The sequence below is a fragment of the Pseudoalteromonas sp. SG44-1 genome, from assembly GCF_014164315.1.
GTDB classification, from domain to species: domain Bacteria; phylum Pseudomonadota; class Gammaproteobacteria; order Enterobacterales; family Alteromonadaceae; genus Pseudoalteromonas; species Pseudoalteromonas rhizosphaerae.
In genome coordinates this window covers 27,950-54,647 of sequence record NZ_JACJEW010000027.1, presented here as the reverse complement: position 1 = coordinate 54,647, position 26,698 = coordinate 27,950, and the positions used below count along the sequence as shown (strand labels likewise).

General features: G+C 40.4%; 25 protein-coding genes. 17 read left to right on the top strand and 8 right to left on the bottom strand.

Annotated elements, in window-relative coordinates:
* Together H5187_RS13645 and H5187_RS13640 are read right to left on the bottom strand one after the other, a co-directional pair.
* Positions 1-945: a DUF58 domain-containing protein gene (locus tag H5187_RS13645; RefSeq protein WP_182797955.1), complete on the bottom strand. Its 945-nt coding sequence runs from the start codon at positions 943-945 to the stop codon at positions 1-3.
* 3 nt (positions 946-948) lie between these two features.
* On the bottom strand, positions 949-1,905 hold the full coding sequence (locus tag H5187_RS13640; protein ID WP_182718611.1) for a MoxR family ATPase: 957 nt from the start codon (positions 1,903-1,905) through the stop codon (positions 949-951).
* A 285-nt stretch (positions 1,906-2,190) separates the two neighbouring features.
* Here H5187_RS13640 and fadI point away from each other — a divergent pair, with 285 nt between their 5' ends.
* From fadI to H5187_RS13625, 3 genes are all read left to right on the top strand, one after another.
* Positions 2,191-3,501: an acetyl-CoA C-acyltransferase FadI gene (gene fadI / locus H5187_RS13635; protein ID WP_145240359.1), complete on the top strand. Its 1,311-nt coding sequence runs from the start codon at positions 2,191-2,193 to the stop codon at positions 3,499-3,501.
* Positions 3,501-5,795, top strand: coding sequence for a fatty acid oxidation complex subunit alpha FadJ (fadJ, locus tag H5187_RS13630; RefSeq protein ID WP_182797954.1), 2,295 nt, complete (start codon positions 3,501-3,503; stop codon positions 5,793-5,795). Before fadI ends, fadJ begins: the two co-directional genes overlap by 1 nt.
* Positions 5,796-5,939: 144 nt before the next feature.
* Complete coding sequence (locus H5187_RS13625; protein WP_182740096.1) at positions 5,940-6,458, top strand: GNAT family N-acetyltransferase; 519 nt, start codon at positions 5,940-5,942, stop codon at positions 6,456-6,458.
* A 53-nt stretch (positions 6,459-6,511) separates the two neighbouring features.
* On the opposite strand, the gene H5187_RS13620 is transcribed toward H5187_RS13625, so the two are convergent.
* On the bottom strand, positions 6,512-6,898 hold the full coding sequence (locus tag H5187_RS13620; protein ID WP_182718614.1) for an MmcQ/YjbR family DNA-binding protein: 387 nt from the start codon (positions 6,896-6,898) through the stop codon (positions 6,512-6,514).
* A 202-nt stretch (positions 6,899-7,100) separates the two neighbouring features.
* On the opposite strand from H5187_RS13620, the gene yeiP reads away from it, so the two are divergent.
* From yeiP to H5187_RS13585, 7 genes are all read left to right on the top strand, one after another.
* Positions 7,101-7,673, top strand: coding sequence for an elongation factor P-like protein YeiP (gene yeiP, locus H5187_RS13615; protein WP_145240366.1), 573 nt, complete (start codon positions 7,101-7,103; stop codon positions 7,671-7,673).
* A gap of 411 nt (positions 7,674-8,084) precedes the next feature.
* Entirely contained in the window at positions 8,085-8,813 is a 729-nt protein-coding gene (locus H5187_RS13610; protein ID WP_182797953.1) for an RDD family protein, read from the top strand.
* 302 nt (positions 8,814-9,115) lie between these two features.
* Entirely contained in the window at positions 9,116-9,754 is a 639-nt protein-coding gene (locus H5187_RS13605; RefSeq protein WP_182761608.1) for a stage II sporulation protein M, read from the top strand.
* Positions 9,744-11,210 (top strand): hypothetical protein, encoded by a 1,467-nt coding sequence (locus H5187_RS13600; protein WP_182767929.1) that lies wholly within the window; start codon positions 9,744-9,746, stop codon positions 11,208-11,210. Before H5187_RS13605 ends, H5187_RS13600 begins: the two co-directional genes overlap by 11 nt.
* Complete coding sequence (locus H5187_RS13595; RefSeq protein ID WP_149983035.1) at positions 11,200-12,345, top strand: hypothetical protein; 1,146 nt, start codon at positions 11,200-11,202, stop codon at positions 12,343-12,345. The genes H5187_RS13600 and H5187_RS13595 overlap by 11 nt, the downstream gene beginning before the upstream one ends.
* A complete protein-coding gene (locus tag H5187_RS13590) occupies positions 12,342-13,325 on the top strand; it encodes a MoxR family ATPase (protein ID WP_182797952.1) in 984 nt (327 codons plus the stop codon). Before H5187_RS13595 ends, H5187_RS13590 begins: the two co-directional genes overlap by 4 nt.
* Positions 13,322-14,641: a DUF58 domain-containing protein gene (locus H5187_RS13585; protein ID WP_182797951.1), complete on the top strand. Its 1,320-nt coding sequence runs from the start codon at positions 13,322-13,324 to the stop codon at positions 14,639-14,641. The genes H5187_RS13590 and H5187_RS13585 overlap by 4 nt, the downstream gene beginning before the upstream one ends.
* Positions 14,642-14,688: 47 nt before the next feature.
* Here H5187_RS13585 and H5187_RS13580 read toward each other — a convergent pair whose 3' ends face one another.
* Positions 14,689-15,165 carry a DUF4234 domain-containing protein gene (locus H5187_RS13580; protein WP_149983032.1) on the bottom strand — a complete coding sequence of 159 codons (477 nt, stop codon included), beginning with the start codon at positions 15,163-15,165 and terminating at the stop codon, positions 14,689-14,691.
* Between the two features lie 86 nt (positions 15,166-15,251).
* Here H5187_RS13580 and H5187_RS25190 point away from each other — a divergent pair, with 86 nt between their 5' ends.
* Positions 15,252-15,560, top strand: coding sequence for a hypothetical protein (locus H5187_RS25190; RefSeq protein ID WP_182767932.1), 309 nt, complete (start codon positions 15,252-15,254; stop codon positions 15,558-15,560).
* An 8-nt stretch (positions 15,561-15,568) separates the two neighbouring features.
* On the opposite strand, the gene H5187_RS13570 is transcribed toward H5187_RS25190, so the two are convergent.
* Together H5187_RS13570 and H5187_RS13565 are read right to left on the bottom strand one after the other, a co-directional pair.
* Positions 15,569-17,701 (bottom strand): bifunctional diguanylate cyclase/phosphodiesterase, encoded by a 2,133-nt coding sequence (locus tag H5187_RS13570; RefSeq protein WP_257326390.1) that lies wholly within the window; start codon positions 17,699-17,701, stop codon positions 15,569-15,571.
* Between the two features lie 157 nt (positions 17,702-17,858).
* Positions 17,859-20,579, bottom strand: coding sequence for an insulinase family protein (locus H5187_RS13565; RefSeq protein WP_182797950.1), 2,721 nt, complete (start codon positions 20,577-20,579; stop codon positions 17,859-17,861).
* A gap of 180 nt (positions 20,580-20,759) precedes the next feature.
* Here H5187_RS13565 and sixA point away from each other — a divergent pair, with 180 nt between their 5' ends.
* From sixA to H5187_RS13545, 4 genes are all read left to right on the top strand, one after another.
* Entirely contained in the window at positions 20,760-21,236 is a 477-nt protein-coding gene (sixA, locus tag H5187_RS13560; RefSeq protein WP_179959228.1) for a phosphohistidine phosphatase SixA, read from the top strand.
* 74 nt (positions 21,237-21,310) lie between these two features.
* Entirely contained in the window at positions 21,311-21,661 is a 351-nt protein-coding gene (locus H5187_RS13555) for a RidA family protein (protein ID WP_149983028.1), read from the top strand.
* Positions 21,642-22,115, top strand: a complete 474-nt coding sequence (locus tag H5187_RS13550; protein ID WP_182794569.1) for an ASCH domain-containing protein — start codon at positions 21,642-21,644, stop codon at positions 22,113-22,115. The genes H5187_RS13555 and H5187_RS13550 overlap by 20 nt, the downstream gene beginning before the upstream one ends.
* A 28-nt stretch (positions 22,116-22,143) precedes the next feature.
* On the top strand, positions 22,144-22,881 hold the full coding sequence (locus tag H5187_RS13545; RefSeq protein ID WP_149983026.1) for an SDR family oxidoreductase: 738 nt from the start codon (positions 22,144-22,146) through the stop codon (positions 22,879-22,881).
* A gap of 3 nt (positions 22,882-22,884) precedes the next feature.
* Here H5187_RS13545 and H5187_RS13540 read toward each other — a convergent pair whose 3' ends face one another.
* Both H5187_RS13540 and smrB read right to left on the bottom strand, forming a co-directional pair.
* Positions 22,885-23,808, bottom strand: a complete 924-nt coding sequence (locus H5187_RS13540; RefSeq protein WP_182740102.1) for an AEC family transporter — start codon at positions 23,806-23,808, stop codon at positions 22,885-22,887.
* Positions 23,809-23,844: 36 nt separating this feature from the next.
* Positions 23,845-24,402: an endonuclease SmrB gene (smrB, locus tag H5187_RS13535; RefSeq protein ID WP_145240381.1), complete on the bottom strand. Its 558-nt coding sequence runs from the start codon at positions 24,400-24,402 to the stop codon at positions 23,845-23,847.
* Positions 24,403-24,549: 147 nt separating this feature from the next.
* Here smrB and prmB point away from each other — a divergent pair, with 147 nt between their 5' ends.
* On the top strand, positions 24,550-25,485 hold the full coding sequence (gene prmB, locus H5187_RS13530) for a 50S ribosomal protein L3 N(5)-glutamine methyltransferase (RefSeq protein WP_182797949.1): 936 nt from the start codon (positions 24,550-24,552) through the stop codon (positions 25,483-25,485).
* Between the two features lie 91 nt (positions 25,486-25,576).
* Complete coding sequence (gene aroC / locus H5187_RS13525) at positions 25,577-26,674, top strand: chorismate synthase (RefSeq protein WP_182797948.1); 1,098 nt, start codon at positions 25,577-25,579, stop codon at positions 26,672-26,674.
* Positions 26,675-26,698: the final 24 nt, after the last annotated feature.

Below are 26,698 nucleotides of genomic sequence, written 5' to 3'. Positions count from 1 at the left end.
TTACTTTCTCACTAATTGCAGCTCAAGAGGTGTGGCTGCATTGAATGATATTAAATTAAGACCCGATTTAGTTAAGCGTTGCATTCGTGTGGTAAATGCTTGCTCAGCAGTTTTAGCAAATTTATCACGAAAACTTTTATCCATCAGCGGTAACGCAAAGTCACTGCCGTTGGCGCTAACCGTGACTGTTTGTTTAAACGCCGGTAGCTGATGCTCAAATGGGTCGCTAATATGGCAGCCGATCAGTTCACAATGTCGACTCAGTATTTCTAGTTGTTTAAAACTGGCATCATCAAGGGCGCTAAAATCTGACACTAAATAGACTAAGCTGCCCGGCTTGGCTAAATGATTCAAACGTTTTAGATTATCACTGAGTTTATTGTCTGCGGGCTCATCAATCTGCGCGAGTGCTTGCTGGTGGTTATTACACAAATTGTGGCATAGTTTTACCACGGCTTTTTCGCGGGCGCTGGGCTTGAGCTCTAAATGACCGTGTTGATTAAACACTATGCCACCGATGCGATCGCCGCGTTGGCACGCTGACCACGCAACCAAGGCACTGATATGCGCCGCTTGCACAGATTTAAGTAATAGCTTTGAGCCAAACAGCATTGAATTAGAAAAGTCTGTAAACACAAACACTGGCCGTTCTTTTTCTTCTTGAAACAACTTAGTGTGTGTTTCGCCAGTACGTGCTGTAACGCGCCAATCAATTGAGCGAATATCATCGCCTTGTTGATAATGACGTACTTCAGCAAACTCCATACCACGGCCTTTATGAGGCGCGAGATATTGGCCGGTCAGGCTATTTCTAATTTTAACTTTTGGCGCAAGCTCTAATAAGCGAGCTTTCGCTTTATAATACATCAGCTCTTTCAAGCCTAAGTCGACCCCATGGCTATGACTTAGGCTGAGCCACTGTTGGTTATCTAATTGGCTTTGCATGGTTTATGGCACGGCAACAAGTTCTAAAATACGGCTAATGACTTGATCTTTAGTAATACCATCGGCTTGTGCTTCATAGCTTAAAATAATGCGATGGCGCAGAACATTATGTAACACAGCTTGAATATCATCTGGAGCAACAAAGTCACGACCTTGTAACCATGCATGAGCACGGGCACATTTATCTAAGGCGATGGTGGCACGCGGACTTGCGCCATATTCAATCCAGCTGCCTAATTGGGCGTCTAGTTTTGCGCCTTCACGCGTTGCAATAATAAGTTGCACTAAATATTGCTCAAGTGGCTCGGCTAAATACAGCCCTAAAATTGCTTTGCGAGAGGCAAATAAATCGCTTTGACTAATTTGTTGTGCTGGTGCTTGATGCTCGCTCAACGCTTCGCCACGGGTAAGGCGTAAAATATCAAGCTCATGCTCGGCGCCTGGATAATCAATACTTAGGTGGAGTAAGAAACGGTCTAATTGCGCCTCTGGTAGCGGGTAAGTACCTTCTTGCTCCAGTGGATTTTGGGTTGCCATCACCATAAATAAATCCGACAGCGGATAAGTGTTTTTACCAACCGTGACTTGGCGCTCAGCCATGGCTTCTAATAAGGCTGATTGCACTTTAGCTGGGGCACGGTTAATTTCGTCGGCTAAAATAAGGTTATGAAAGAGTGGGCCTTTTTCAAAAACGAATTCGCTGGTCTGTTGGCGATAAATATCAGTACCGGTTACGTCAGCAGGTAATAGATCTGGGGTAAACTGTACGCGTTGGAATGAGCCTTCAACGCCTTTGGCTAATGCATTTACTGCGCGAGTTTTAGCAAGCCCTGGAGGGCCTTCTACTAATAAGTGACCATCGGCTAAAATAGCAATAAGTAGTGCTTGCGTTAATTCTGGCTGGCCAATAATTTGGCTATCTAAATAAGTTTTTAATTGTGAAAATACGTTAGTGGCCATAGTAAAAAAACTGTCCTGATTTGCAAGGTTTATAAAAGCTTAACTAGTAATATGGGTAAATAGTTTATAACACAAGTGTTAGACTCAAGTTTTCAAAATAGTTCGTTATTTTTTAACGATTTTTACCCTAGCATAGAAAGCGCAGTATTTTTTGTAAATATGCTAAAAAAAGCCTATGGTTGGTAACTAATTATACTATTTTCAATTTCGCTATTGGCTTTAGCACACGGGTTGTTTAGAATCGAGGAAAACAAACAGGTCAGACCTGTCAGCGGGAGAGCATTAATGTCTGAGCAAAATATACTAAAAACAGCAAAGGGCGATCGTATTGCCATCGTCAGTGGTTTACGTACGCCATTTGCTAAACAAGCAACTGCATTTCATCATGTACCAGCCCTTGATATGGGGAAGTTAGTCGTTAACGAAATGCTTGAACGCCTTAACTTTGATAAATCTGAAATTGATCAATTAGTGTTTGGTCAAGTAGTACAAATGCCAGAAGCGCCAAACATTGCCCGCGAAATCGTATTGGGTACTGGCATGCCAGTATCTGTTGATGCGTACTCCGTATCACGTGCTTGTGCCACTAGTTTTCAGGCGATTGCTAATGTGGCTGAATCAATCATGGCAGGTTCGGTGCAAGTGGGTATTGCTGGTGGTGCAGACTCGTCATCGGTATTGCCAATCGGCGTAAGTAAAAAATTAGCAGGTAGCCTTGTTGATCTTAATAAAGCACGTACCTTAGGGCAACGCTTAAAAATATTCTCTAAGCTGCGTTTAAAAGATTTATTACCAGTACCGCCTGCGGTTGCAGAATATTCAACTGGTTTATCTATGGGTCAAACTGCCGAGCAGATGGCAAAAACTCACAGTATTAGCCGTGAAGATCAAGATGCCTTAGCACATCGTTCACATACTCTTGCTAGCCAAGCATGGGCAGATGGTAAACTTGCTGATGAAGTGATGACTGCACATTTACCGCCGTATAAAAGTTTTATCGAACAAGATAATAATATTCGCCATAATTCAACGGTTGAAGGGTACGCTAAATTAAAACCAGCGTTTGACCGTCAGCATGGCTCAGTCACTGCTGCAAACTCAACACCGCTAACTGATGGTGCAGCAGCGGTATTAATGATGAGCGAAAGTAAAGCCAAAGCATTAGGCTATAACATTTTAGGTTATGTACGTAGCTTTGCATTCTCTGCCATTGGTGTGAATGAAGACATGCTAATGGGGCCGGCTCATTCAACGCCTGTTGCCTTAGCGAGAGCTGGCATAACGCTTGCCGATCTTGATTTAATTGAAATGCACGAAGCCTTTGCAGCACAAACGTTAGCGAACATGAAAATGTTTGCCTCAGATAAGTTTGCGCAAGAAAAACTCGGTCGCAGCAAAGCGATTGGTGAAATTAACATGGATAAGTTTAACGTTTTAGGCGGTTCGCTTGCATATGGTCATCCATTTGCAGCCACCGGCGCACGACTTATCACCCAAAGTTTACATGAACTCAACCGCCGTGGCGGTGGCTTAGCACTAACAACTGCGTGTGCCGCAGGTGGCTTAGGTGCAGCCTTTGTATTGGAGAGTGCGTAATGACACAGTCAGTATTTAATTTAGACGTTGATGATAGCGGTATTGCCGTTGTCACCATTGATGTGCCGGGCGAAAAAATGAATACCCTGCGCGACACTTTTGCAGATGATTTAACAGCCTTGCTCGATGACGCAAAACAGCAGTCAGTGAAGGGCATGGTATTCATTAGTGGTAAAAGCGATAACTTTATTGCTGGTGCTGATGTAAAAATGCTTGATAACGTGCAAAGTCGTGATGATGCACTGGCGATCAGCGAATTATGCCACCGTGCATTTTTTGATATGAAAAAACTGCCATTTCCAACTGTTAGTGCCATTCATGGTGCGGCATTGGGTGGTGGTTTAGAATTTGCCTTGGCGTGCGATTATCGCGTATGTACAGACAGTGATATCACTAAACTAGGCTTACCTGAAGTACAACTTGGTTTATTACCCGGTGGTGGTGGAACGCAACGCTTGCCTAAACTGGTTGGTTTGCAAAAAGCCCTTGAGTGGACGTTAACAGGTAAACAAATTCGCGCTAAACAAGCTAAAAAATCGGGTTTGGTAGATGATTGTGTACCACAGACCGCATTGCTAAAAGTAGCAAAAGAATTTGCTTCAAAAGGTAAAGCGAAAGCGGGCAAGCCTAAGCTTGATCGTATTAGCCAATTATTAGAATCGAATCCGTTTGGCCGAAACTTCATCTTTAAAAAAGCACAAGAAAATGTACTGAAAAAAACCGGTGGTCATTATCCTGCGCCGTTGGCTATTATCAAAGCAATACGCGCAAGTGTTGAGCTGGATGAACTAAAAGCTTATAAAACAGAAGCGGAAGGTTTTGCTACTTTAGTAATGAGCAGCGAATCAAAGTCATTACGTGGGATATTTTTTGCCACCACTGAAATGAAAAAAGAGTGGCGCAACGACGACGCTCCAGCAATCACTAAAACAGCCGTACTAGGCGGCGGTTTAATGGGCGCAGGTATTGCCCATGTTAGTGCTGTAAAAGCCGGTGTACCAGTTCGTATCAAAGATGTTGCAGAGCAGGGCATAAGTAATGCCATGAATTACAGCTATAAAATTTTAGATAAAAAGCAAAAGCGCCGTATTTTATCTAAGGCTGAACTGCAACAAACTATGAACCGAATTACTGGTACAACTAACTACAGTGGTTTTAAACACATTGATTTAGTGATTGAAGCGGTATTTGAAGACCTAAGCCTTAAGCAAGGTATGGTGGCAGATGTAGAACGTGAATGCCAAGCAAACACAATTTTTGCTAGTAACACGTCATCATTGCCTATCTCACAAATTGCGGCAGAAGCTGCCCGTCCAGAGAATGTAATTGGCTTACATTATTTCTCACCAGTTGAGAAAATGCCATTGGTTGAAATCATTCCACACGAAGGCACCTCAGAAGAGACTATCGCCCGGATTGTAAATTTTGCCCGTAAGCAAGGTAAAACACCAATCGTTGTTAAAGATAGCGCAGGCTTTTACGTTAACCGTATTTTAGCGCCTTATGTGAATGAAGCGGCTAACTTATTACTGGCAGGTGAGCCAATTGAAAAGATTGATGCGGCACTCGTTGAGTTTGGTTTCCCTGTTGGACCATTAGCACTATTAGACGAAGTCGGCATTGATATCGGCTCTAAGATTGCGCCAATTCTTGAAAAAGAACTCGGTGATCGTTTTAAAGCACCCGATGCGTTTTCACGTTTAATTGATGCCAAACGCTTAGGCCGGAAGACTGGCCGTGGTTTTTATCTTTACGATAAGAAAGCTAAAAAAGTAGACGAATCAGTTTACGAATTACTCGGCGTGAGCCCATCACCACGTTTAAATAAAAGCGAAATTGCTAAACGTTGTGTGGCACAAATGCTTAACGAAGCTGCCCGCTGTTTAGACGAAGGCATTATTGCCAGTCCTCGTGATGGTGATATTGGCGCAATCTTTGGTATTGGCTTCCCGCCATTTTTAGGTGGTCCATTTAGCTATATGGATAAACTTGGCGCAAACAAAGTAAGCTCAGAAATGGCTACTTTTGCTAACTTTAACCCGGTATTTGCGCCGTGTGCAGCTTTAGTTTCGATGGCTGATGCTGGTGCAAGCTTTTATCAGCCTGAGTCTGCACAGCCAAGTAAAGCAGTTGTGATAGAACAAACCGTGGCGGCTAAGCAAGACGTTGCCGATGTAGAACCTGTCGAAGCGGTTGAGGCTCAAGAAGTTATTGTTCCGCCAGCGCCAGCTACTGAAGCTGAATCGGTAACCGACGCGCACCCAGCTGATGCAAGCGATGATAAAGTGAAATAGTATTTAATTGCTAGTTATAAAAACGCACTGATAGTTTGAAGTGCGTTTTTTTATGCCTAGAATTTAAAAAATTTAGTTGCTGAAATCATTTTGCTTTGTTGTTATAACAGGGGCATCCTAACTGATACCGCGTAAAGACGAATAATGAACATCAGCACTGCAAGATTACAATTGAGACTCCTTGAACAAGACGATTGGTCGTTTTTTCTAGCTTTGCATGATGAGCCATGCGTTATTGAAAAATGTTTTGACAGGCCTTCTGATACGCAAATACGTAGTAAGTTTATGCAGCGGTTGGCGCCGGGGCACCCTACAGCCAATAAGTCTTTGTGTTTGATGATCATTGAAATAAAAACAGGCAAAAAAGTGGGCGTTACAGGGCTTACAACATCCTCATCAAACACTCCCGAAGTTGGTTATCTGTTAATGCCTGAGTTTTATGGTCAAGGTTATGCAACTGAAGCACTACAAGCATTTTTAACATGGGCGACGACAGCGTTTAACATTCAACAATTTACTGCTGTGGTTACAAAAGGGAATGTAGGCTCAGAAAAAGTGTTGGCTAAATGTGGCTTTAAGTTAGTTAGCGTTGAACCGTCAGCTTACGAAATTGGTGGGGTATTATTTGATGATCATCATTTTTTACTAACGTGTACGGAGTAAGGCTAAGTTGTACTGAACAAGTAGCTTGCGCAGTACAACATTAAAATTGTGACTTACATATGAATTTCAATCGCTTTGCGATCTTTTTCCGGCATATTGGCAACCACTAAGTTAAATGAATTATCAATCATACGTTCAATTTCACCTTGCGGGATTGAGCCATCTAAAATAACAGTATTCCATAACCGTTTATTCATATGATAGCCCGGGATCACTGAAGGAAAAATATCACGAAGTGATTGCGCTTCATCCGGGTCGCATTTTAAATTCATCCACCAAATAGGGTTGCCGTCTTCGTCAGTTTCCCCTTCGTTGCCAACCGATAAAGTGGCAAACATTTTATGGTTTACTTTATATACATCAACTTCTTGGCCGAAAGGTTTGGTAACCATAACCAGAGGTTTTTTTGCTAAATACTCATGTGCAGTGTGCTGATCCATGATCCAGTCCTTGAGGTCATTTTTGGTAGTTTAACCATAGCAGCTTTTTCGTAGTTTAGTCATGAAAAATCGATTAATAGGTAAAATTTATGAGTAAATACAGGCCCTACGAGAAAAATAGCGGTATGTGATATTTTCTTATTGAAGAAAATCCAGTTCGTGGTATGTTTCTGGGGATTTATAAATTATAGGAAATACACTGATGCCAAAGGCAAGTGAAGTTAAAAAAGGTACTGCGATTGAGTTTAATGGCCGCGTTTTAGTGGTTAAAGATATTGTTCGTTCTGTACCACAAGGCCGTGCTGGTGGAAGTTTGTACCGTATGCGCTTGTACGATGTAGTAACTGGTAGCAAAGTAGATGAAACATTCAAAGATAGCGACATGTTAAAACTAGCTGATTTAACTCGTCGTGAAGCAATGTTCTCGTATTTAGATGGCGAAGAATACGTATTTATGGATAACGAAGATTACACGCCATATAATCTTAATAAAGAAGCGATCAGCGAAGAAATTTTATTCGTCAACGAAGAAACCCAAGGCGTGCATGTCATTGTAATTGATGGCGCACCAGTGGGATTAGATTTACCATCAAGTGTTGAACTTGTGGTTGAAGAAACAGACCCTTCAATTAAAGGTGCTTCAGCGAGCGCTCGCTCTAAACCTGCACGATTATCAACTGGTTTGATCATTCAAGTGCCGGAGCATATTTCTACAGGTGACCGCATCCGTATTAATACCGCAGAGCATAAATTTATGGGCCGTGCTGAAAAATAATAATCTTTACGTCTTTTGCAGTATTAATCCATCAAACACCCAAGCTATTTAATTAATTTAAGTAGCTTGGGTGTTTTATGGACTTCGTAGGTATATTCTTTATTTAAAGCAGAGTGAGAAAAAACTCTTGAACTAAATTGAATAATCAATCCCCTCCACACTTAAATCCCCTCTATGTTTTGTTATTTTTACCGAGTTTATAAATACCTCAAAAGTAAACTAGAAATGTGTGAAATGGCTGAAGCGGTTAAGTCCAGCTACTTAATGTTTTTCATGATTAAACATTTTATACTAAAGGAATATTGAAAAATAACACAAAAACGCGCATTATAACGCGTCATTTCCTTGGTTGAATGTTACTTCTTTCGATACGTTCAACTTTATCTAATCATCAAATTTGTAGTAAATGTAATGCTAAACCATGGATTGGAAAATAGAGCGTTTGTTAAATTACCTGAAGGTGTGGATATAGCTATCACATCCGCTGGATTGGTTTCGCGCAGTTACGCCTACATCATCGATTTTATTCTTCGCACAATTTTGATAGCCATTATTGCTACTGTGCTTATGTTATTCGGCGATTTTGGGGAAGGTATTTTACTTGTCATATATTTTTTAATTTCATGGGGGTATAACATCTTTTATGAAGTTAAAAATGGCCAAACCCCAGGTAAAAAACGTCTAAAAATTCGTGTTGTTCAAGATAATGGCTTACCTCCAACCTTTTCACAAATTGTTGTAAGAAACTTAATTCGCCCCGCAGATATGCTGCCTGTTGGTTATTTTCTTGGGTTAATTGTTATGTGTTTTAATACCCGTTTCAAACGCATCGGTGATTGGGCTGCAGGAACTATCGTAGTTTACGAAGAAGACGCTATGAGTCGGGAGTTATTACCAGACGGGCCAGCTGAAGTACCTAGCATTGCGTTTAGTACCGAAGAGCAATTAGCTGTTTTAGACTTTACTGAGCGTGCCCATGAACTTTCTCCTGCAAGACGTCAAGAAATAGCAAATATTTTATCCAAGCCATTAAATATCGAAGAAAATGATAGTGTTGAAACATTATTTAATTACGCAAGGCATTTTGCTGGGCAGAATAATATCAACAGTGGTCGCTCCAATAGTGAGAGTAAGCAATGAAGCAAACTCAATTTGTAAATTTAAACAGCCAAATATGGCAACAATTTCAAGCATATTGCGAACTAAATAGTACTTTTCCTGAAGACTTTCCTAAATTATATCGAAAAATTTGCAACGATTTAGCCATCGCAAGAAGTAGGCAGTACAGTCCTTTACTAATTCAGCAGCTAAATCAGCTGGTACAACAGGGTCAAAAAACACTGTATTTATCCCGCAAAAACCAATTTTCAGAAATTTGGCAAATAGCCCGCACCGCTTTTCCTCGTGCTTTGTACGAAAATCGTTTCATGTTAGGCGCTAATTTGTTGGCATTTTGGGGGTTGGCGGTTATTGCTTTTATTTGGGTCACCCTTTATCCAGATGCCGTTTATACTTTTTTAGGTCAAAGTACGGTGCTTGAAATTGAAAAAATGTATAACCCAACTGGAGCTGTTCAAACAGAGACCCGTGCTCCTGACAAAGATATATTGATGTTTGGTGTCTATATATATAACAACATTGGTATTGCCTTTCAAATGTTTGCAGGGGGAGTTTTACTTTGTTTCGGTGCTGTATTCTTTTTGCTATTTAATAGTTTTTATTTCGGCGCCATTGGTGCGCATATTGTCAATGTTGGTTTTGAAAAAACATTTTTCTCGTTTGTTATTACTCACGGTTCGTTTGAATTAACAGCGATTATTATTGCCTCTGCAGCGGGATGTCAGATTGGCTACGCGTTATTAAACCCAAGCCAATTTACACGCAGTTATGCTATGAAAAAAGCGGCTCAAACAGCACTACCATTAATTGTTGGTGCTTTTGTTATGTTAGTTTTAGCTGCCTTTATTGAAGCATTTTGGTCGCCCCGTGCCATTGCTCATGAAATTAAATTCGTCGTAGGTACTGTTTGTTGGACATATGTAATTTATCGATTGTATAGAGGTATGCGCTATGGAACTTAATCGTCTTAGCTTTAATCCTCGAAAACGCGGCGCCTATGAAACGTTTGATTTGACGGTATTACTTACTAAACAACATTTTTTACCATTATTTAGTTTGTATATTTGTTTAGCTGTGCCAGTGTTCATCCTTGCCGGTGTATTGTTTGGTTGGTCATGGAGCGCCTTTATTGTATGGTTTTTTAAACCGTTATTTGAACGGCCAATTTTAGACTACATGTCAAAAGTAGTATTTAATCAACAGGCAACCATTTCGAGTAGTTTAAAATCAATCCTGAAGCTGCAAGCGGGTGACATATTCATCAATATGACGCTTTATCGACTGAGCCCTAACAGAGCTTTTTTAGCACCTGTAACACAGTTAGAAAGGCTAGATGGCCGTCGTAAAGAAATGCGAAAACAGGTGCTGTTTGCAACATCAAAGCCCAAACAAACGCTTTGGATGATGTTTTGCGTACATTTTGAGTTTATCTTAATGATCGGTATTTCTGCGATTATTTTTACCCTTATTCCAACGTCGTTGTCACTTGAAGAGCCATTGTATCAAATATTAGAAAGCCCTTTGTGGATGGAAATTGCATTTAATAGTGTGTATGTGATCAGTGTCGCTTTAGTCGCACCATTATTTGTCACCGGAGGTTTTATGGCCTACTTGCACCGCCGTATAGATTTAGAAGGCTGGGACATTGAGCTAACCTTCAAAAATATGCGGGCCAGATTAAATACTTTATTATCAAGTGCTTGCTTGTTTTTTGCTTGCTGTTTGTTTGCTGTGCCGAGTAAGTCAATGGCAGAGCCAATAGATAAGTTAATTATAAAAGAGCAAGTTTCTACACTTTATGCGCAGGATGATGTTATCGAAAAGAAAACCACTTGGGTACCAAATTTTGATTTAGAAAAGGACTCTTCAGCGGATGGTGATTATCGTTGGCTTGCTAATTTTTTCAAGAGCTTAGGCAATTTTCTTAGTTATTTTATTTGGTTGCTAATTGTTTTATTTGTGTTGTGGTTGGTGTATTTATTAGTTAAAAAGCGTGGCTTCTTCTTAGCACTAGAATTACCGAAAAGACAAAAAAATCAGCATCGAGAACATATAATCCCAACCATGTTTGCTGATATTAAACCGCAAGACTTACCTGAGGATTTAATTGCAGCTGCAAGGTCAGCATATCAGGAGAATAATCAGCGTCTAGCGCTTGCTTATTTACTGCATTTTTCGCTTCGCTGGGCGCAGAGCACTCATCAAGTAAAATTACACCGTTCGATGACCGAAACAGAGTGTAAATCAGCAATTGATGCAAAAGTCACTGAGCAAAGCAAAGATGTTTTTACTCAACTTTTTTCTGCTTGGGTAAAAGTGGCTTGGGGCCATCAATCACTTAATTTTGATTTTAACGTATTAATAGCACAAATAGAGGCTATGGCATCAGCAAACAAGGAGCAAATAAATGAAGCTTAAGTTTGTGGTGGTTTTTTTGTGCTGTGTGTTAGTTTTTTTTATTGGCTCAGCGTTGTTGTCAGCTGACTGGCAAAAAGAAGAGATTGAAATAGGTTTTCACTCCGAAGTTAGCAAAGATAATTTCACAATGGCGCAGAGATTATTAGCTGAACATGGGGTGCTATGGAAAAAAGAAAAGCAATTAGATAACAATAATCAACAACCACTTATTATTGATCACCGCAGTATGTTAATTGTCGATGAAGCGGCGCTTAGTAATTCGCACACACTTGATCAGCAATTGTCCCAATGGGTGAGTGAAGGTGGGCGTCTTGTTTATATATTAAATAAGCAAAGGGATGAACTTGGTTTAGACAATACTTTTACCTTTCAAGATCTTGGGATTAGTGTAAACACGAGTGAAGGGATTTTTGAAAATCATTTTGTGATGGTAAAAGAGGGGCAGAAAAATAGCGTGTTAACGCTCAATGAAAATACCCAACTGGATTTAGAATTGAGTCAGGCATTTGAAATTGAAAACTGCCCAGGTATAGCCACCAAAAATAGTGATGATCAAGTTATCATGTGTGATTTTAAATTTGGTGATGGCCGTATTATTGTGATGCCGTCTCTAGCTCCCTTTACAAACTATCAGTTGCGCCATTTAGATCATGGCAGTTTACTGGTTTGGTTGAGTCAGGGGGTTGATGTAATAACTTATGTTCCTTATTTAAGTTACCCTAATTGGTTTGCTAAGTTATGGCAATGGAGCTGGCAGTGGGTGATCTGTGTGATGCTATTGATGTTATTATTTATTTGGCATATTAGTAGTCGTATTGGTCGCGCTTATGCGCCTGATTTAATTTTAACCGTAGGCTTTAAACACCACATTCGAGCGATTGCTAATTTTTATATAAAGCACGGTTTTGAGCAACGCTTGTTTACTGCATTAAAAAAAGATTTTAACGCCAAAGTAGAAACTAGGATCCCTCACTTCAAATCACTAACCGAAGTTCGCCAAGCAGAGATAATCGCCAACTTAGTGCATTTTGATAAGCAACAGGTAGCTGAGCTTCTAAGTGTTGAATTGCCAGAATCTCAGCAACAACGAACAGAGTATATCAAACTATTTAAACAATTAAGGAATGCCCTATGAGCACCGAATTTGCAACAGGACAAATAAGCTTAACGGATGCGGCGCAAGCAGTTAAGCAAGTTAAGGATAATATCTCCCGTGTGTTAGTTGGACAAGATGCCATTATTGAAGATGTGTTAACTGTGTTATTTGCAGGAGGTCATGTATTACTTGAGGGAGTACCGGGCCTTGGCAAAACTTTACTTGTAAGAGCATTAGCGAAAAGCTTAAGTGTGTCGTTTTCACGAGTGCAATTTACACCCGATTTAATGCCATCTGATGTTGTAGGACACAGTATGTATGATATGAAGTCTGGCGATTTCAATATAAAAAAAGGCCCAGCATTTACCAATATTTTGCTTGCTGATGAAATCAACCGAGCACCTGCTAAAACTCAGTCAGCTTTATTGGAAGTAATGCAAGAACAACAAATTACCATTGATGGCGAAACCTTATCTATTGGCTCACCGTTTATGGTACTTGCAACGCAAAATCCGCTTGATCAAGAGGGGACTTATCCATTACCTGAAGCTGAGTTAGACCGCTTTATGATGAAAATTGAATTGGGTTTTCCATCATTAGAGGCCGAGGTTGAATTGTTAAAGCTCAACACCAAAGTTGTTTCGAATGAGTCAGAAGTTAGCCAATTGCCGGCAGTATTAAGCGTCAGTAATATTGCTCAGATTAAGCAATTATGTGCTGACATTTTAGTAGATGAAAAGATTTATAATTATGCGGTGGAGTTAGTTCGTAGTTCGCGAACATGGCAAGGAGTATTACATGGTGCTGGACTGCGAGCATCAATCAACATTATTAAAGCAGCAAAAGTAATGGCATTGATGAATGGCCGAGATTTTGTTATCCCTGATGACGTTAAGCTAGTGGTACCTAACATTTTACGCCACCGCTTGATACTTTCAGCCGATCTAGAGTTAGAAGGGGTGTCTTTTAATGAAGTGATTTCAGCAATACTAGCCAGTGTTGAAGCGCCTAGATCATGATCCGCACTAAGTTACGACCAGCAAAGCGTTTGTTGCAGCTGGTTTGCGCATTAGTTTTGCTGTTACCCATATTAATTTTTACTGAGACAGCGAGTTTATTAACTACAGGACTCATTGCTGGACTGCTTGTACTAGCGTTATTAGATTATTTGCCTACTCGCTTCAAACATAAATTAAGTATTGAGGTAAACACCAATCAAAACATGTCATTGGGGCGTTGGCAACCAGTAAAACTAAGTATTAAAAATACTTCAGAGCAATTATTAATTACTGATATAAGTTTGCACCTAAGCAATGCGATTGAGCTATCTGAATTATATACCAGCGTAACTCTGGCAGAAAATGAGCAAGCTCGTTTACAATGGAGTATGTGCGCACATCAACGCGGAGATGCGCAATTGGCTGCCGTTGAGCTTAGAATTAGTTCACGGTTAAAGCTGTGGCAGGCAAATTGGATAATACCTCAAGATTTAGCGTTAAAAGTTTACCCAGATTTTAGTCGAGTAGCACAAAATCAAGCGCTTAATGGGGTGACAAACACACCAATAAGTGGTTTAAAACTGACAAAAAAACGAGGTGATGGTATTGAATTCCATCAACTTAGGGAATACCGACAAGGTGACAGTATTAAACAGATAGACTGGCAGGCTACAAGTAAACGTCGCAAACTAATTTCTAAAGAGTACCAAGAAGAACAAAATCAGCATGTTGTTGTAATGCTTGATGCATCGAAGAAGATGAATATAGATACCATATCGGGTACTCACTTTGATCACGCATTAAATGCTTTGCTCTTACTTGCTCATACAGTACTCAAACAAGGGGATTGGTTTAGCATGCAAAGTTTTAATCATGATATTCGCTGGTTACCTAATGTTAAAGGTGCACAGAATGTATCGCGTGTGATGAATCATTTTTATGATCTGTACCCTGACCAAAGTATCAGCGATTACCTTGTTGCAGCTAATCAATTAATCGCAAAAAGAAGTAAGCGTTCTTTAGTATTACTTGTTACGACATTTGATGATCAAAGCTTAGATGAGGTGCTTCCAGCTATAAAGTTATTGCAAAAGCATCACCTTGTTGCAGTTATTAACCTCTCTAATCATGCATTGACAGAAGTACTTGCAGAGCCAATAGAGAATTATGATGAAGCTATGACCTATTGTGCTGCATTAGATTTATTAAATACGCACAAAGCTAATATGGCAAGGCTTAAAAAAGAAGGCGTTATCGCAATTGATACACAACCACAAAAGTTGCTTCCTAATGTGCTAAATACATATTTGAATGTAAAGCACTCAGGAGTGCTTTAGAAACAGGTTGAGATGAAAAAGGCATTAAAATAATGCCTTTTTACTTTTTATTTCTGTTGATCAATTGCTTCGTTAATTTTGTACTGGAAGTAAATTATATTAAAGAAGAAGGTTAAAACGCCATTGAGCTTAACGGGTTCACTACTACCTTTATTGATTAGTTCTGAAATAGAAGAACGTAACGAAAAAATAAAGATTAATCCGACCACGATAGAAGCTAGCGAAATAATAATTGACAACACTGGCAGTGCTCCCGTAAAAGAGAGAATTAAATTCACAACGTATAAAGCTAAATAACCATATATCAATCCTTGGCTAATTTGTTTAGTTGCTAATGCATTGGCTTTATTGGTTCTGCTTATTAGCCAATATACACCATAAATTCCAAAAGTAATGACGGCTAAAAAGAACACTCCCCAAGCCGAAAAACGATCAAAATTTAAAACAGGTTTATCTCCGCTTTCATTATTTTTGGTTAGGTTTGCTGCTGGTGCTTCGTATACATTTGAAGTATTTTCTGACATGATATCTCCTAGAAATATTTAATTATCCTTTAAATGTGTATTGCACACGCAAATACACGGGTAGATAATAGCAACAGTAATAGTTTTTGTATATCATTCTTGTTACTGAAAGAATTAAATATTCTGATTTTATTAGTGAAAATAAAGAACTAATTATTGTACATTACAGGTTAATTTTAAGCGGTATGGGTGTGGTGAATTTGCAATATTTATTGATCAGTGTTGTATCTGTTGTCGTTATGTATGCACAGGCAATTAAAAAAGGTATGCCAGTTAAACGCTGGTTGCTGCTAGCAGGGTTGTTAGGCCCCGTTGCATGGTGCTTGTTTAACTTACATTATCGTCGTGCACTAGTGCGCTGTGTGGGTATACAAGCGTGCACATGGCGACCATAGGCTGTCATTTATGCCTGTTGTACTAAACTAAGTGCCGCTTGGTTTTGTTGTTTCTTCAAAAATTCTGTAAATTCAGCTCGCGATAAAGGTTTTGAATAGTAGTAGCCTTGCATCGTTTCGCAATTAAGCTCTTTTAAGATTGCAATTTGCTCTGCTTGCTCAACCCCTTCAGCCACCACATGTAAGTCTAAGTTATGTGCAATAGTAACTATTGAGTCAACCATATTACGGCCTCGCTCTGTTTGCATATCATCAATAAACGCTTTATCAACTTTTAGGGTATTAAGTGGAAACTGCTTTAAATATGCAAGTGATGAGTAGCCAGTGCCAAAGTCATCCATGGCTAAATGAATACCACGAGCACTGAGAGAGCGCATGATCGAAATAGCATCTTGTGGGTCGTCCATTACCGTACCTTCAGTAATTTCAAGTTCTAAAAAGTACGATGGCAAGGCGTGATTTTGTAAAATCACATCAATACGAGTAGTTAGATCCGGTAGGCTAAATTGTTTAGCAGACAAGTTTACCGCAACTCGGCCATTAAATAAGCCAGCATCCAGCCAGGCTTTAACATCACGGCATGCTTTATGAAGTACCACTTCACCAATTTCGATGATTTGCCCGGTTTCTTCTGCGATGGGAATGAACACGCCAGGACTAATAATGCCTTTTTTCGGAGTAATAAAACGCACTAAGGCTTCCATTCCAGTGAATTTACCGGTGCGGATATTCATTTTTGGTTGGTAGTAAACTTCAAAATGATCTTCTTTTAAACCAAATCGCATTAAGTTTTCAATTTGCAGGCGTTTTACTGCTTGGCGGTTCATGGTGTCGTTAAAGAATAAGTAGCTATTACCTTTCTTTTTCGCATGGTACATCGCAGTATCGGCATTTTTAAGCAATAGTTCTGGGGTATTGCCATCTTCTGGGAATAACACAATGCCGACACTTGAAGTGATCACTAATTCGTGACCTGCCATTTTAAATGGCGTGGCAATGGCGGCTAAAAACTGTTTTGCCATTCTGGTAATGGTATGAATATCGTTAGTCCCAGACATAACTAAGGCAAATTCATCGCCACCTAAGCGGTAAAACACATCTTTTTCACGGGTGAGTTTACTCAACCGCATTGCTAGTTTTGCCAGTAAACTGTCGCCTAGTTGATGCCCTAATGAGTCATTAATTTTTTTAAAGTTATCTAAATCAAATACTAGTAATGCATGGTGGCTGTCTTGTTTTGCCAGCTTTTTAAGATCGGTAAAAAATAGATTTCGGTTAGGTAAGCCAGTTGTACGATCGCGATTTGATAAGTTATGTAGTTGTGATTCGGCTTTTTTACGCTCGGTTAAATCTGAATATACAATGACATAGTTACAAATTTGATTATGTTCATTCTTAATTTCATCGATTGAGATTTCAATCGGTAGTAGTTTTCGCTCACTGTTGCGCAGTTTAACTTCTTGTTGCCAATGGTCGGTAAGACGAACAGTATTTTTAATATCATCAATATAACTTTGCTCGTAACCTGGTAAGGTAAATGGCTTGTTTAAATAGTTATCTCGGTTCCCACCAAACTGCGATAAAAAGCTGGGATTAAGATCAACCAGGTTAAAGTTTTTATCGTAAATGGCTAATGCATCAGTGAGTGATTCAACACATTTAGCGAATAAGTTAAGGCGTGCCTCGGTTGATTTTAATTGCGTGATATCGCGTACCGTGCCAGTCATTCTTAGCGGGTTTAAATTGGTGTCTTTTTCAATGATTTTGCCTCTGTCGAGTACCCAATGCCAGCGATCAAAGCTATCTTTAATGCGATAGCTGGCTTCAAAGAAAGCGGTTTGCTCCGCAAAGTGTTGCTTTAACAGTAATTCAACTTGCGCTATATCATTAGGGTGAATAAGGGCTTTATTAGGTGGAACATCAATGATGGTATTTCTATCCATCATGTATTTATCGTTAATGCGCAGTACTTCACCAGTTTTGATATTCCAATCCCAAAGTGTGTCACCACTGCCTTCAACCGTGCTTTTTAAACGCCGTTCAGAAATACATAATTGGCGTCGTGAGCGGCGTAATTTGTAGATTGTGAATAATAAGTAAGGCAGCACTAACGTAACAAATGCACTCGGTAAATAAAGCATTAAAGTTTGCTGATCGACTAATTGCTCGCTATAGCCCAATGGGCTAAAGCAGAGTAATAATGAGGCGAATATGAATGTGTTGAATATTATTTTTATTATTATCATAGGGCACTTCTGTATTTTGCACTTGATAATCTAATTGAAGCACGGTGTTGTGTCAAAGAGAATGAGAAGAAATCAGCTTTTTTGTCGTTTTGTTTATTTTAGGTACGCTTAGTAGCTCATATCTTGGTCTATGTTCTGCAAATGTCTCGCGAATATAAGTAACTATCTGTGCAAGACTAAGGTTTTCCAATGCTTCTAACAATTTTTGTTGCATATGAAAGTGATGATCTTGATTACCAATGGCAAGCCACAAGCGTTGTGAACGCAGCCGGAGGTTTTTATCTTTTTCGGCGATGTGGGTGGTTAAGCCATGTTTTTGTTGCTGCCATTGCTCTTCATTTAATTGCTCTAATGAAGCAAGGAATTGCTCAAGAAACGCATTATGACGCTCAAAAATCGCGGTTGCACTGTAGTTAGGTGACTGCACGTAGAAGGCGATGCCCGCACGAGTATTAAAGGGCGCATAACCTGCGCCCACTAGGTAGCCTAACTGTTGTTTGGTACGAAGTTCATTAAAGTAATCTTGATTAATAAGATGGTTTAGCGCCATCATTTTTACTTTTTCAACAACGTCATCGGTTTGTGCTTGGTAATAAATAACCATCGCATGATCGCTACAATTTAGGGTCAGTTGCGAGCGGGTTATTTTGTCTATTTCAAATAACGGACGGGTTAGATCTTCAATCGTTGCTGATTTAGCTAAGTGGTGAGCAATCTTTTTTTGAAACTCAATTGCATCACTTTCTCGCCAATTACCGTGCAAAAATGACTCTACATGCAAGGCATTAAAAAACTCGCGACGAAAACAATTAAATTGATGAAAGCTGGTATCTTTAAGTGCAACAGCAAGTTGTTCTGGTTCTGGGTTCCACGGCATTATTTTAGCGCCAAGTACACTAAATAACTCGCCAACGGGTTTATTTTGATTACTGTTACGCCAATGACGGACTAACTGTTTTTTATACTCAGCAAAACGTTTGGCGCAAATATCGACATTGAATAAAGCTTCAAGTAACTCATCAACTAATTCTAATTGGCTCGATGAGAGCCCCGCAGTGTGCAAGGTTAAGCCACCTTGATGTGACGTTAAATGGTAACTTAAACCGGCTAGTTCTGCTGGGTAAAACTGCTCTGCAACACTGTCCATAAATAAATCCGCAAATAAGCGCGTCAGTGCCATATGCTTAATATCTTTAACGGCAAAATCTGAGTCCATTGCTAAATAAAAATGGCCTTTGGCAACTCGAAAAGTGTTGTCTTGCTTGAACCAAAAATCAAACCCCGGCTCTTTTACTAGTAGTTGTGGCTTTGACTGCGGTTGCTCAACATCGTACAGCGACACTTCCTTAGTCAAATAAGGGTTGGCAGTAGGCAGCAGCATTTCAGGTAATGGGGTATTAATCTCACATAATGCTTCAAGCCAGCAGCTCGAAATGCTTTCGATCCGATAGGGGGTATGATACCACTGAGTGGTATGTTCAGGCTCAACGTCTGGGTGGATCAACACTAAGCGCATATTATGTGGGGTTAACCATTGCATTGCGGTTTGGTGCGCGGTTTGATTAAAGCCATCCATCAGGTAGTCACCTTGCACATAATTGGCTTCATCATAGTGCTGCATATTAATACTTAGGTTACTAACCCAATCGATCAATCGCGCTTTTTCTTGGTTATCAAAGGCAATTTGCAATAGGTTCTTTTTATCTTGGTATAAGCGTGGCAACTTTTCGATGTTTTGATTAATTAAACAAATATACTCAAACACCATTTCTACAATGTCTTCATAATATTCAATGCCTTCGTCGGTCAATGCCATGCTGATATTAAAATCTTTAAAGTTACTGCCGTTAATACCACCTCCCGCAGAGAGGGCGTTGATCCAACCTTGTGCTTTTAAAATAGAATACAGCGAGCCTTGACCTTCGTAACCTAATAAGTGGGCAATAAAACTCACTGTTTTGTGGCGATAAAACTCATCAATATTTGGCATGGCAAAACTAACAATAAGTTTTTGCATGTGTTTATGCGGCTCTATATGCAGCACTTTACAAAGATCTTGTGAACGATATAGCGATGCAGCAATAACAGGCTTTGCTTTAGGTTGACCTTTAATATCACTAAACAGGGTATTAACCCATTGCGCCATAGTGTCAATTTCTGCATCAGCGCAGATCACTAGGCTCATCCACTGGGCTTGATAATGGGTGTTAAAAAAATCTCGCAATTCTTTGCTTACACAGCCATTACGATCCGCTAAGGTTTGCTGATTACCCACTGAAAATTTAGCAAATGGATGAGCAGGATTAACGGTTTCTTTGTGTGCTTGATAGATGCGTCGGCCATCGTCTTTTATTTTTAATTTAAACTCTGCATCAATGGCATTACGTTCTTTTTCAGTTTCGCCAGGGTTGAGAGAAGGTGCAATAAAAAACCGGCTAAATTGGCTCAGTGCTTGTGCAAACTCTTGATTGTTAATATCGAAGAAATAACACGTGTGCTCGGTGCCGGTCCATGCGTTGGTGTTGCCACCGGATTGGGAAACAAAATTACCAAACCCGCCGGATTCCGGAAATTGGTCTGTGCCTAAAAAAAGCATATGCTCTAAAAAGTGTGCGAGCCCTTGTCTATCAACAGGATCGTCAAAGTGACCAGCATTCACGGCCATCGATGCAGCGGCTTTAGTTGAATCTTTATCTTGCACTAACAGGACTTTTAGACCATTGTCCAGTGTGAGGGCACGGTATGTTCTGTTATCATTGCGGCTGATATTCAAATGATGCTCCTGAAACGTTAAGTTTACTCGTTAACAACAATGATAACTTCAGGGCTGCGATTAAATTGCTTGGCGATTTTTACCTGAATATCATAAGCGAAATGTGTGACGTTGTTTTAATATAGCGGACAAACAGGCAAACTGGCTACTGTTTTATATTCTTTAATCGGTTGATTTTTTATGAAAACAATCTTAATAATGCGCCACGGCGAAGCAACACCGATGCAAGCTGACGATGCAAGTAGAAATTTGACCTCGGTTGGCCAACAACAGGCCGAAAAAATGGGTTTATGGTTGCAAGCAACGCATACCCCAACGGCATTGTTAGTAAGCCCTTACATTCGTGCTCAGCAAACAGCGGAAGGAGTAAAAAAGCATAACGCTTTTTTATTCGAAGAAACTTGCAGCGATATAATCCCTGAAGGCAATCCACAAATTGCCGCCGATTATCTAGAAACTCTCATCGCGATGCATCCACAATGCGATACCTGGTTGGTCGTAGCTCACATGCCAATAGTTAGTTATTTAGTTGACCAATTGAGTGCTGGGAATATGCCGATATTTAACACTGGAGCGGTTGCCGTATTGAGTTACGATGAAAGTCGCCATAAAAGCCAATACCTCAGTATTCATGCACCTAATAACGTAGCAGTTTAGCCTCATACCCAAACCTTGCGTTCCTTTTTAAATTTGCTAAATTAGCGACACACTAATTTAGCAAAGACAATTTTATGACAATTGAACGTATTCAAACCGCAACTCGCATGAGTCGTATCGTTAAGCACAATGGTACGGTGTACTTATGTGGCCAAGTATGTGCTGACGCAGAGCAGGGCATCACCGAACAAACGCAAACTATGCTTGATAAAGTTGAGTTACTTTTGAATGAGGCTGGAAGTTCAAAAGAGCATATGCTCAGCGCCACTATTTATGTAAAAAGCATGGATTACTTTGCCGATATGAATGCGGTTTGGGATGCGTGGGTACCAGCAGGTCATGCGCCCGCACGTGCCTGCGTGGAAGCTAAAATGGCCCGCGATGCTTTGTTAGTTGAGATTTCAGTTGTTGCTGCAATCAAGTAACCCCCAAGCAATTGAACGACTTATAAATGAATTTAATTACGCCTACAGTCGTTCAATCACAAAGCTCCCGGTTTGGCACTTTTGTGATAATCAAATTGATGCCGATGAATGTGCAGCACTGGTTTTAAAGGGCATAAAGCAAGCAACTACAACATCACTTTATTGGTTTGAGCATAGTAAAGAAGCGCTTCCCAAAGTAGGTGATTTAGCCATTTTCACTAACTGGCATGGTGAGCCTTTAGGGATTATTGAAACAACGAATGTCGCAATCGTGCCTTACAACGAAATAACCGCTGAATATGCGGCGTTAGAAGGTGAAGGAGATAAAAGTCTTCACTATTGGCGAAAAGTGCACTGGACGTATTATCAGCGGGAACTTGCCGAAACTAAATTTGAACGTAGTAATATGATGCCCTTAGTTTGTGAACAATTTAAATTGGTTTATGTGGCGTAATATTATTTTGTATAGATAAGGACAGACAATGAAATCTAACCCAGTAGTACTTATAACCGGAGCAAGCCGAGGAATTGGTGCTGCAACCGCAATTTATTTTGCTAGTCACGGTTATGATGTTTGTATTAATTATAAAACGGATCAACACAGCGCAGAAAAAATAGCAGAGCAAGCACGCGGCTTTGCTGTAAAAGCCGAAATAGTGCAAGCCGATGTGTCTGATGAAACGCAAGTGCTGACCCTGTTTACAAAAGTAGATGAGTTATTTGGCAAATTAGATGTGCTTATAAATAATGCGGGTATTTTAAAACCGCAAATGCCATTACTTGAGATGGGAGCCTCGCGTATAAATGAAGTGCTAACCACCAATGTAACAAGCGCTTTTTTATGTGCCCGAGAAGCGATTAAGCGAATGCCCAGTGGCGGCAGTATCGTTAATGTATCATCGGCAGCGGCTAAAACCGGTTCACCAAATGAATATATTGATTATGCCGCATCTAAAGGAGCAATGGACACGTTAACCATTGGTTTAGCCAAAGAAGTAGCCAAGTTAGGTATTCGTGTTAACTCAGTGCGCCCAGGGTTAATCTACACCGATATGCACCGCGACGGTGGTGAAGTAAATCGGGTGGAGCGTCTTAAAGACAAGCTGCCATTGGGCCGAGGTGGACAACCTGAGGAAGTTGCCGCTGCAATTTACTTTTTAGCCTCTGAGCAGGCATCGTTTACCACAGGTAGCTTTGTTGATGTAGCTGGCGGTTTGTAAAGGTTAAAGCAATACCGATAACCAAAAACTAAAGCTAATCACACTTAAAACCGTTGACAGTACAACTGCACCGGCTAATGTCACCTGATGTTGACCTATTTGACTGGCAATAAGGTAAGCATTTACACCAACAGGAGAGGCGCTTAATAGCACTAACACGTTCAAAATCTCTCTATCTAATTCAAATGCGTATGCACCGATTAAAAATACCCCAGCAGGAAGTAAAAAAATCTTCATTAACGAGGCGATTAATGCGGGTTGCCAGTTAGCTGCAATTTTGTAAAACGCTAAGTTGGCGCCTAATACAAATAACGCGCAGGCAATGGCGGGGGTCGCTAAAAGCTCTAAACTCTTTGCTAGGTTATCAAACAAAACAATGCCGCTGACATTTAATATTAGTCCGCAGCCGATGCTCAATACAATCGGATTCAGTACCATGCTCTTAGCAAAACTTGACCATGAAAATGCATGTTCGCTGCCCTTTGCGCCGATTAAATAGGTGAGTGCAAACAGCAATGTGCTATGAAAGGTAATGATCATAAAAGCGATGGCGATCATTTCTTTGCCAAGGGATGCAATGATGATAGGAATGCCCACCAACACCATGTTTGAGTAACTCGACGCTAAGCCAAATACACTGTGTTGTTGATAATTTTTTTGCTTAGCTAAATAACAGCGGTCAACCAAAATACCTAAGGCAAATACGCTCAGTACAGGAATATAAAAACTCAGAAAGGCCGATAAACTAATACTTTGCTGTAAATCGATTTGCGACATATTTAAAAATAAAAATGCCGGCAGGCTAATGTAAAAAGTAAACTTACTTAGCCCTGCAATGTGTTGCTGTTCAAAAAACTTTAATTTACAACAACTAAAACCAAGCGCAACAATGAAAATCAGCGGAAAGATGATAGAGAAAATATGCACTGCACTGTTGCCTTGAAATAGGGATAACGTTAACGCTTAGCGTCTAAATTCATCACTTTGTGGTAAGTTTATTAAAATAAGTACCGCACCTTTACCACCGTATTCAAGTGGCGCTTGGTGTATTGCTATGACATCTGGATGCTGTACTAAATATTGCGGCACTTTGTGTCTGAGTATATGTCCACCAATACCATGTACTACACACGCACAGTAGTAATGCTTCTTTTTGCACTCATGGATCAGTCCTGCGAGTTCATCTTTTGCCAACTCCTTATTTAAACCATGTAAATCAAGGGTTAAATCAGGTACAAAGTCACCTCGGCGTAACTGCTTTGCTAAAAAACGATCTTGACCGTCTTGCACATAATTAACCGTTCCGTTGGTATCAATATCTGGCACATATTCATCAGAAAAGAAAAATTCTGCCTGATGTTGCTTTTTTTGCTGGGCAAACAGCTTAGCTTGTGAGATTTTAGGTTTGTTAGCAAAGCGATGCGTGTCTTGTTTAAATACACGGGCACCATTAATACTTTGACGAAACATATCGATGTCGTCAGGGCTAATATCTGCGTTTGAGAGAGGATCTTTTTTCATAGCGGCAGTCTAAACAAAAAAACGCTAGAAATCGAGTGAAAACAGAGTAAAAACTGTGTAAAAAAGCGTTACAATAGGGCAATCATGGGGCCTTAATTGCGCCTCGATTGAATTGATATTTTCTAAAGCAGCAGGTAGATAACGAATATGAGCGAATTATTAATAGAAGAAGCAACCTTAGATGAAGCTGTAGCAGAACTGTCAACGTTACACGATTGGCTACGGTGGACCACGAGTCAATTTGCCAGCAGTGGTATTTTCTTTGGTCATGGAACTGATAACGCATGGGATGAAGCAGTCAACTTGTTACTGCCCGCGTTAAGCTTACCCATTGATGCACCAAAAGAATTAATGCATGCCCGGTTAACTAGCACCGAAAAAAACCGCCTTGCGGGATTAATTGCAGAACGTATAAATGATTTCACGCCAGTACCTTATCTGACTAATATTGCATGGTTTGCTAACATGCCATTTTATGTGGATGAACGCGTATTAATTCCTCGCTCGCCTTTTGCTGAGCTTATTAATAATCGCTTCACCCCTTGGTTAGAAAAACCAGAGTCAGTAGGGCGTATTTTAGATTTATGTACAGGCTCAGGTTGTATTGCTATTGCCTTGGCACAAGTGTTCGAGAATGCGCAAGTTGATGCGGTTGATATATCCTATGAAGCGCTTGAAGTGGCTGATATTAATATCACTGACTATCAACTAAGTGACCGCGTATTACCGATTCAGTCTGACGTATTCAGTGGTGTACCTGGGCAAAAATACGACTTAATCGTAGCAAACCCACCGTACGTTGATGCTGAAGATATGGCTGATTTACCACGTGAATTCCACCATGAACCAGAGCTAGGATTAGCATCGGGACACGATGGTCTTGATGTAACACGTACTATTTTAGATCAAGCTAGTGAGCATCTAACAGATAACGGTTTGTTATTTGTCGAAGTAGGTAACTCTATGGTACATATGGATGCACTGTATCCAGGCGCACCATTTGAATGGATTGAGTTTGAACAAGGCGGATTAGGGGTGTTTGTTATTAGCAAACAACAACTAGATGCCTACTTTGCACAGTAATAATTAGTACTAGCCATTCATCCGAAATGGCTGGGCAAAACAATAGCCGAGTTAATCCTCGGCTATAAGTCATTAGGAATGAGGAAAGTTAATGGCAGGTAATAGCATAGGGCAGTTATTTAAAGTGTCCACCTTTGGCGAAAGCCACGGCGTTGCATTAGGCGGCGTAGTGGATGGCACGCCCGCAGGCCTTGAAATCACTGAGGCCGACATACAACACGATTTAGACAGACGCAAACCTGGGCAAAGTCGCTATACCACGCAGCGCCGTGAGAGCGACCAAATCAAAATTTTAGCGGGCGTTTTTGAAGGTAAAACCACTGGTACTAGCATTGGTTTATTAATTGAAAATACCGATCAACGTTCACAAGATTATGGCAAAATTAAAGACGTATTTCGCCCAGGCCACGGTGACTATACCTACTGGCACAAATACGGCCTTCGCGATTACCGTGGTGGTGGTCGTTCATCTGCGCGCGAAACCGCTATTCGGGTTGCCGCAGGCGCTATTGCTAAAAAGTATTTAAAGCAATTCCATGGTATTGAAGTACGTGCGTGTTTGAGCCAATTAGGGCCAATTAAAGCCGAAAATTACGATTGGGATGAGGTGGAAAATAACTTATTCTTTTTCCCAGACACTAGCAAGCTTGAAGCACTCGATGAATATATGCGCGAGCTTAAAAAGCAAGGTGATTCAGTGGGTGCCAAAGTAAAAGTAGTGGCTAAAAATGTGCCAGTTGGTTTAGGTGAGCCGGTATTTGATAGGCTAGATGCCGAACTTGCCCACTCACTGATGAGTATCAACGCTGTAAAAGGCGTTGAAATTGGCGATGGCTTTGATGTGGTTGAGCAAAAAGGCTCAGAGCACCGTGATGAGTTAACCCCTGATGGTTTTACCTCAAATCATGCCGGTGGGGTGCTTGCAGGTATCTCTACAGGGCAAGATATTATCGCGTCAATTGCACTCAAACCGACATCGAGTATTACCATTCCAGGCAACAGTATTAACACTGAAAACGAAGCGGTGGAAATGATCACTAAAGGCCGTCACGACCCATGTGTTGGCATTCGTGCAATCCCGATTGCCGAGGCGATGATGGCCATTACTTTAATGGATCATTTACTACGTCAACGCGGTCAAAACCCGCATGTTCATCATGAGCATGGGCCAATTAATGGCTCTGTTTAGAGTTTAGTTAAAAGCATTTAGAAT

What these genes read in the sequence shown, in the direction of transcription:
- H5187_RS13645 (WP_182797955.1), bottom strand. Translation starts at nt 945, where the DNA reads ATGCAAAGCCAATTAGATAACCAACAGTGGCTCAGCCTAAGTCATAGC.
- H5187_RS13640 (WP_182718611.1), bottom strand. Translation starts at nt 1,905, where the DNA reads ATGGCCACTAACGTATTTTCACAATTAAAAACTTATTTAGATAGCCAA.
- fadI (WP_145240359.1), top strand. Translation starts at nt 2,191, where the DNA reads ATGTCTGAGCAAAATATACTAAAAACAGCAAAGGGCGATCGTATTGCC.
- fadJ (WP_182797954.1), top strand. Translation starts at nt 3,501, where the DNA reads ATGACACAGTCAGTATTTAATTTAGACGTTGATGATAGCGGTATTGCC.
- H5187_RS13625 (WP_182740096.1), top strand. Translation starts at nt 5,940, where the DNA reads ATGAACATCAGCACTGCAAGATTACAATTGAGACTCCTTGAACAAGAC.
- H5187_RS13620 (WP_182718614.1), bottom strand. Translation starts at nt 6,898, where the DNA reads ATGGATCAGCACACTGCACATGAGTATTTAGCAAAAAAACCTCTGGTT.
- yeiP (WP_145240366.1), top strand. Translation starts at nt 7,101, where the DNA reads ATGCCAAAGGCAAGTGAAGTTAAAAAAGGTACTGCGATTGAGTTTAAT.
- H5187_RS13610 (WP_182797953.1), top strand. Translation starts at nt 8,085, where the DNA reads ATGCTAAACCATGGATTGGAAAATAGAGCGTTTGTTAAATTACCTGAA.
- H5187_RS13600 (WP_182767929.1), top strand. Translation starts at nt 9,744, where the DNA reads ATGGAACTTAATCGTCTTAGCTTTAATCCTCGAAAACGCGGCGCCTAT.
- H5187_RS13595 (WP_149983035.1), top strand. Translation starts at nt 11,200, where the DNA reads ATGAAGCTTAAGTTTGTGGTGGTTTTTTTGTGCTGTGTGTTAGTTTTT.
- H5187_RS13590 (WP_182797952.1), top strand. Translation starts at nt 12,342, where the DNA reads ATGAGCACCGAATTTGCAACAGGACAAATAAGCTTAACGGATGCGGCG.
- H5187_RS13585 (WP_182797951.1), top strand. Translation starts at nt 13,322, where the DNA reads ATGATCCGCACTAAGTTACGACCAGCAAAGCGTTTGTTGCAGCTGGTT.
- H5187_RS13580 (WP_149983032.1), bottom strand. Translation starts at nt 15,165, where the DNA reads ATGTCAGAAAATACTTCAAATGTATACGAAGCACCAGCAGCAAACCTA.
- H5187_RS13570 (WP_257326390.1), bottom strand. Translation starts at nt 17,701, where the DNA reads ATGCTTTATTTACCGAGTGCATTTGTTACGTTAGTGCTGCCTTACTTA.
- sixA (WP_179959228.1), top strand. Translation starts at nt 20,760, where the DNA reads ATGAAAACAATCTTAATAATGCGCCACGGCGAAGCAACACCGATGCAA.
- H5187_RS13555 (WP_149983028.1), top strand. Translation starts at nt 21,311, where the DNA reads ATGACAATTGAACGTATTCAAACCGCAACTCGCATGAGTCGTATCGTT.
- H5187_RS13545 (WP_149983026.1), top strand. Translation starts at nt 22,144, where the DNA reads ATGAAATCTAACCCAGTAGTACTTATAACCGGAGCAAGCCGAGGAATT.
- smrB (WP_145240381.1), bottom strand. Translation starts at nt 24,402, where the DNA reads ATGAAAAAAGATCCTCTCTCAAACGCAGATATTAGCCCTGACGACATC.
- prmB (WP_182797949.1), top strand. Translation starts at nt 24,550, where the DNA reads ATGAGCGAATTATTAATAGAAGAAGCAACCTTAGATGAAGCTGTAGCA.
- aroC (WP_182797948.1), top strand. Translation starts at nt 25,577, where the DNA reads ATGGCAGGTAATAGCATAGGGCAGTTATTTAAAGTGTCCACCTTTGGC.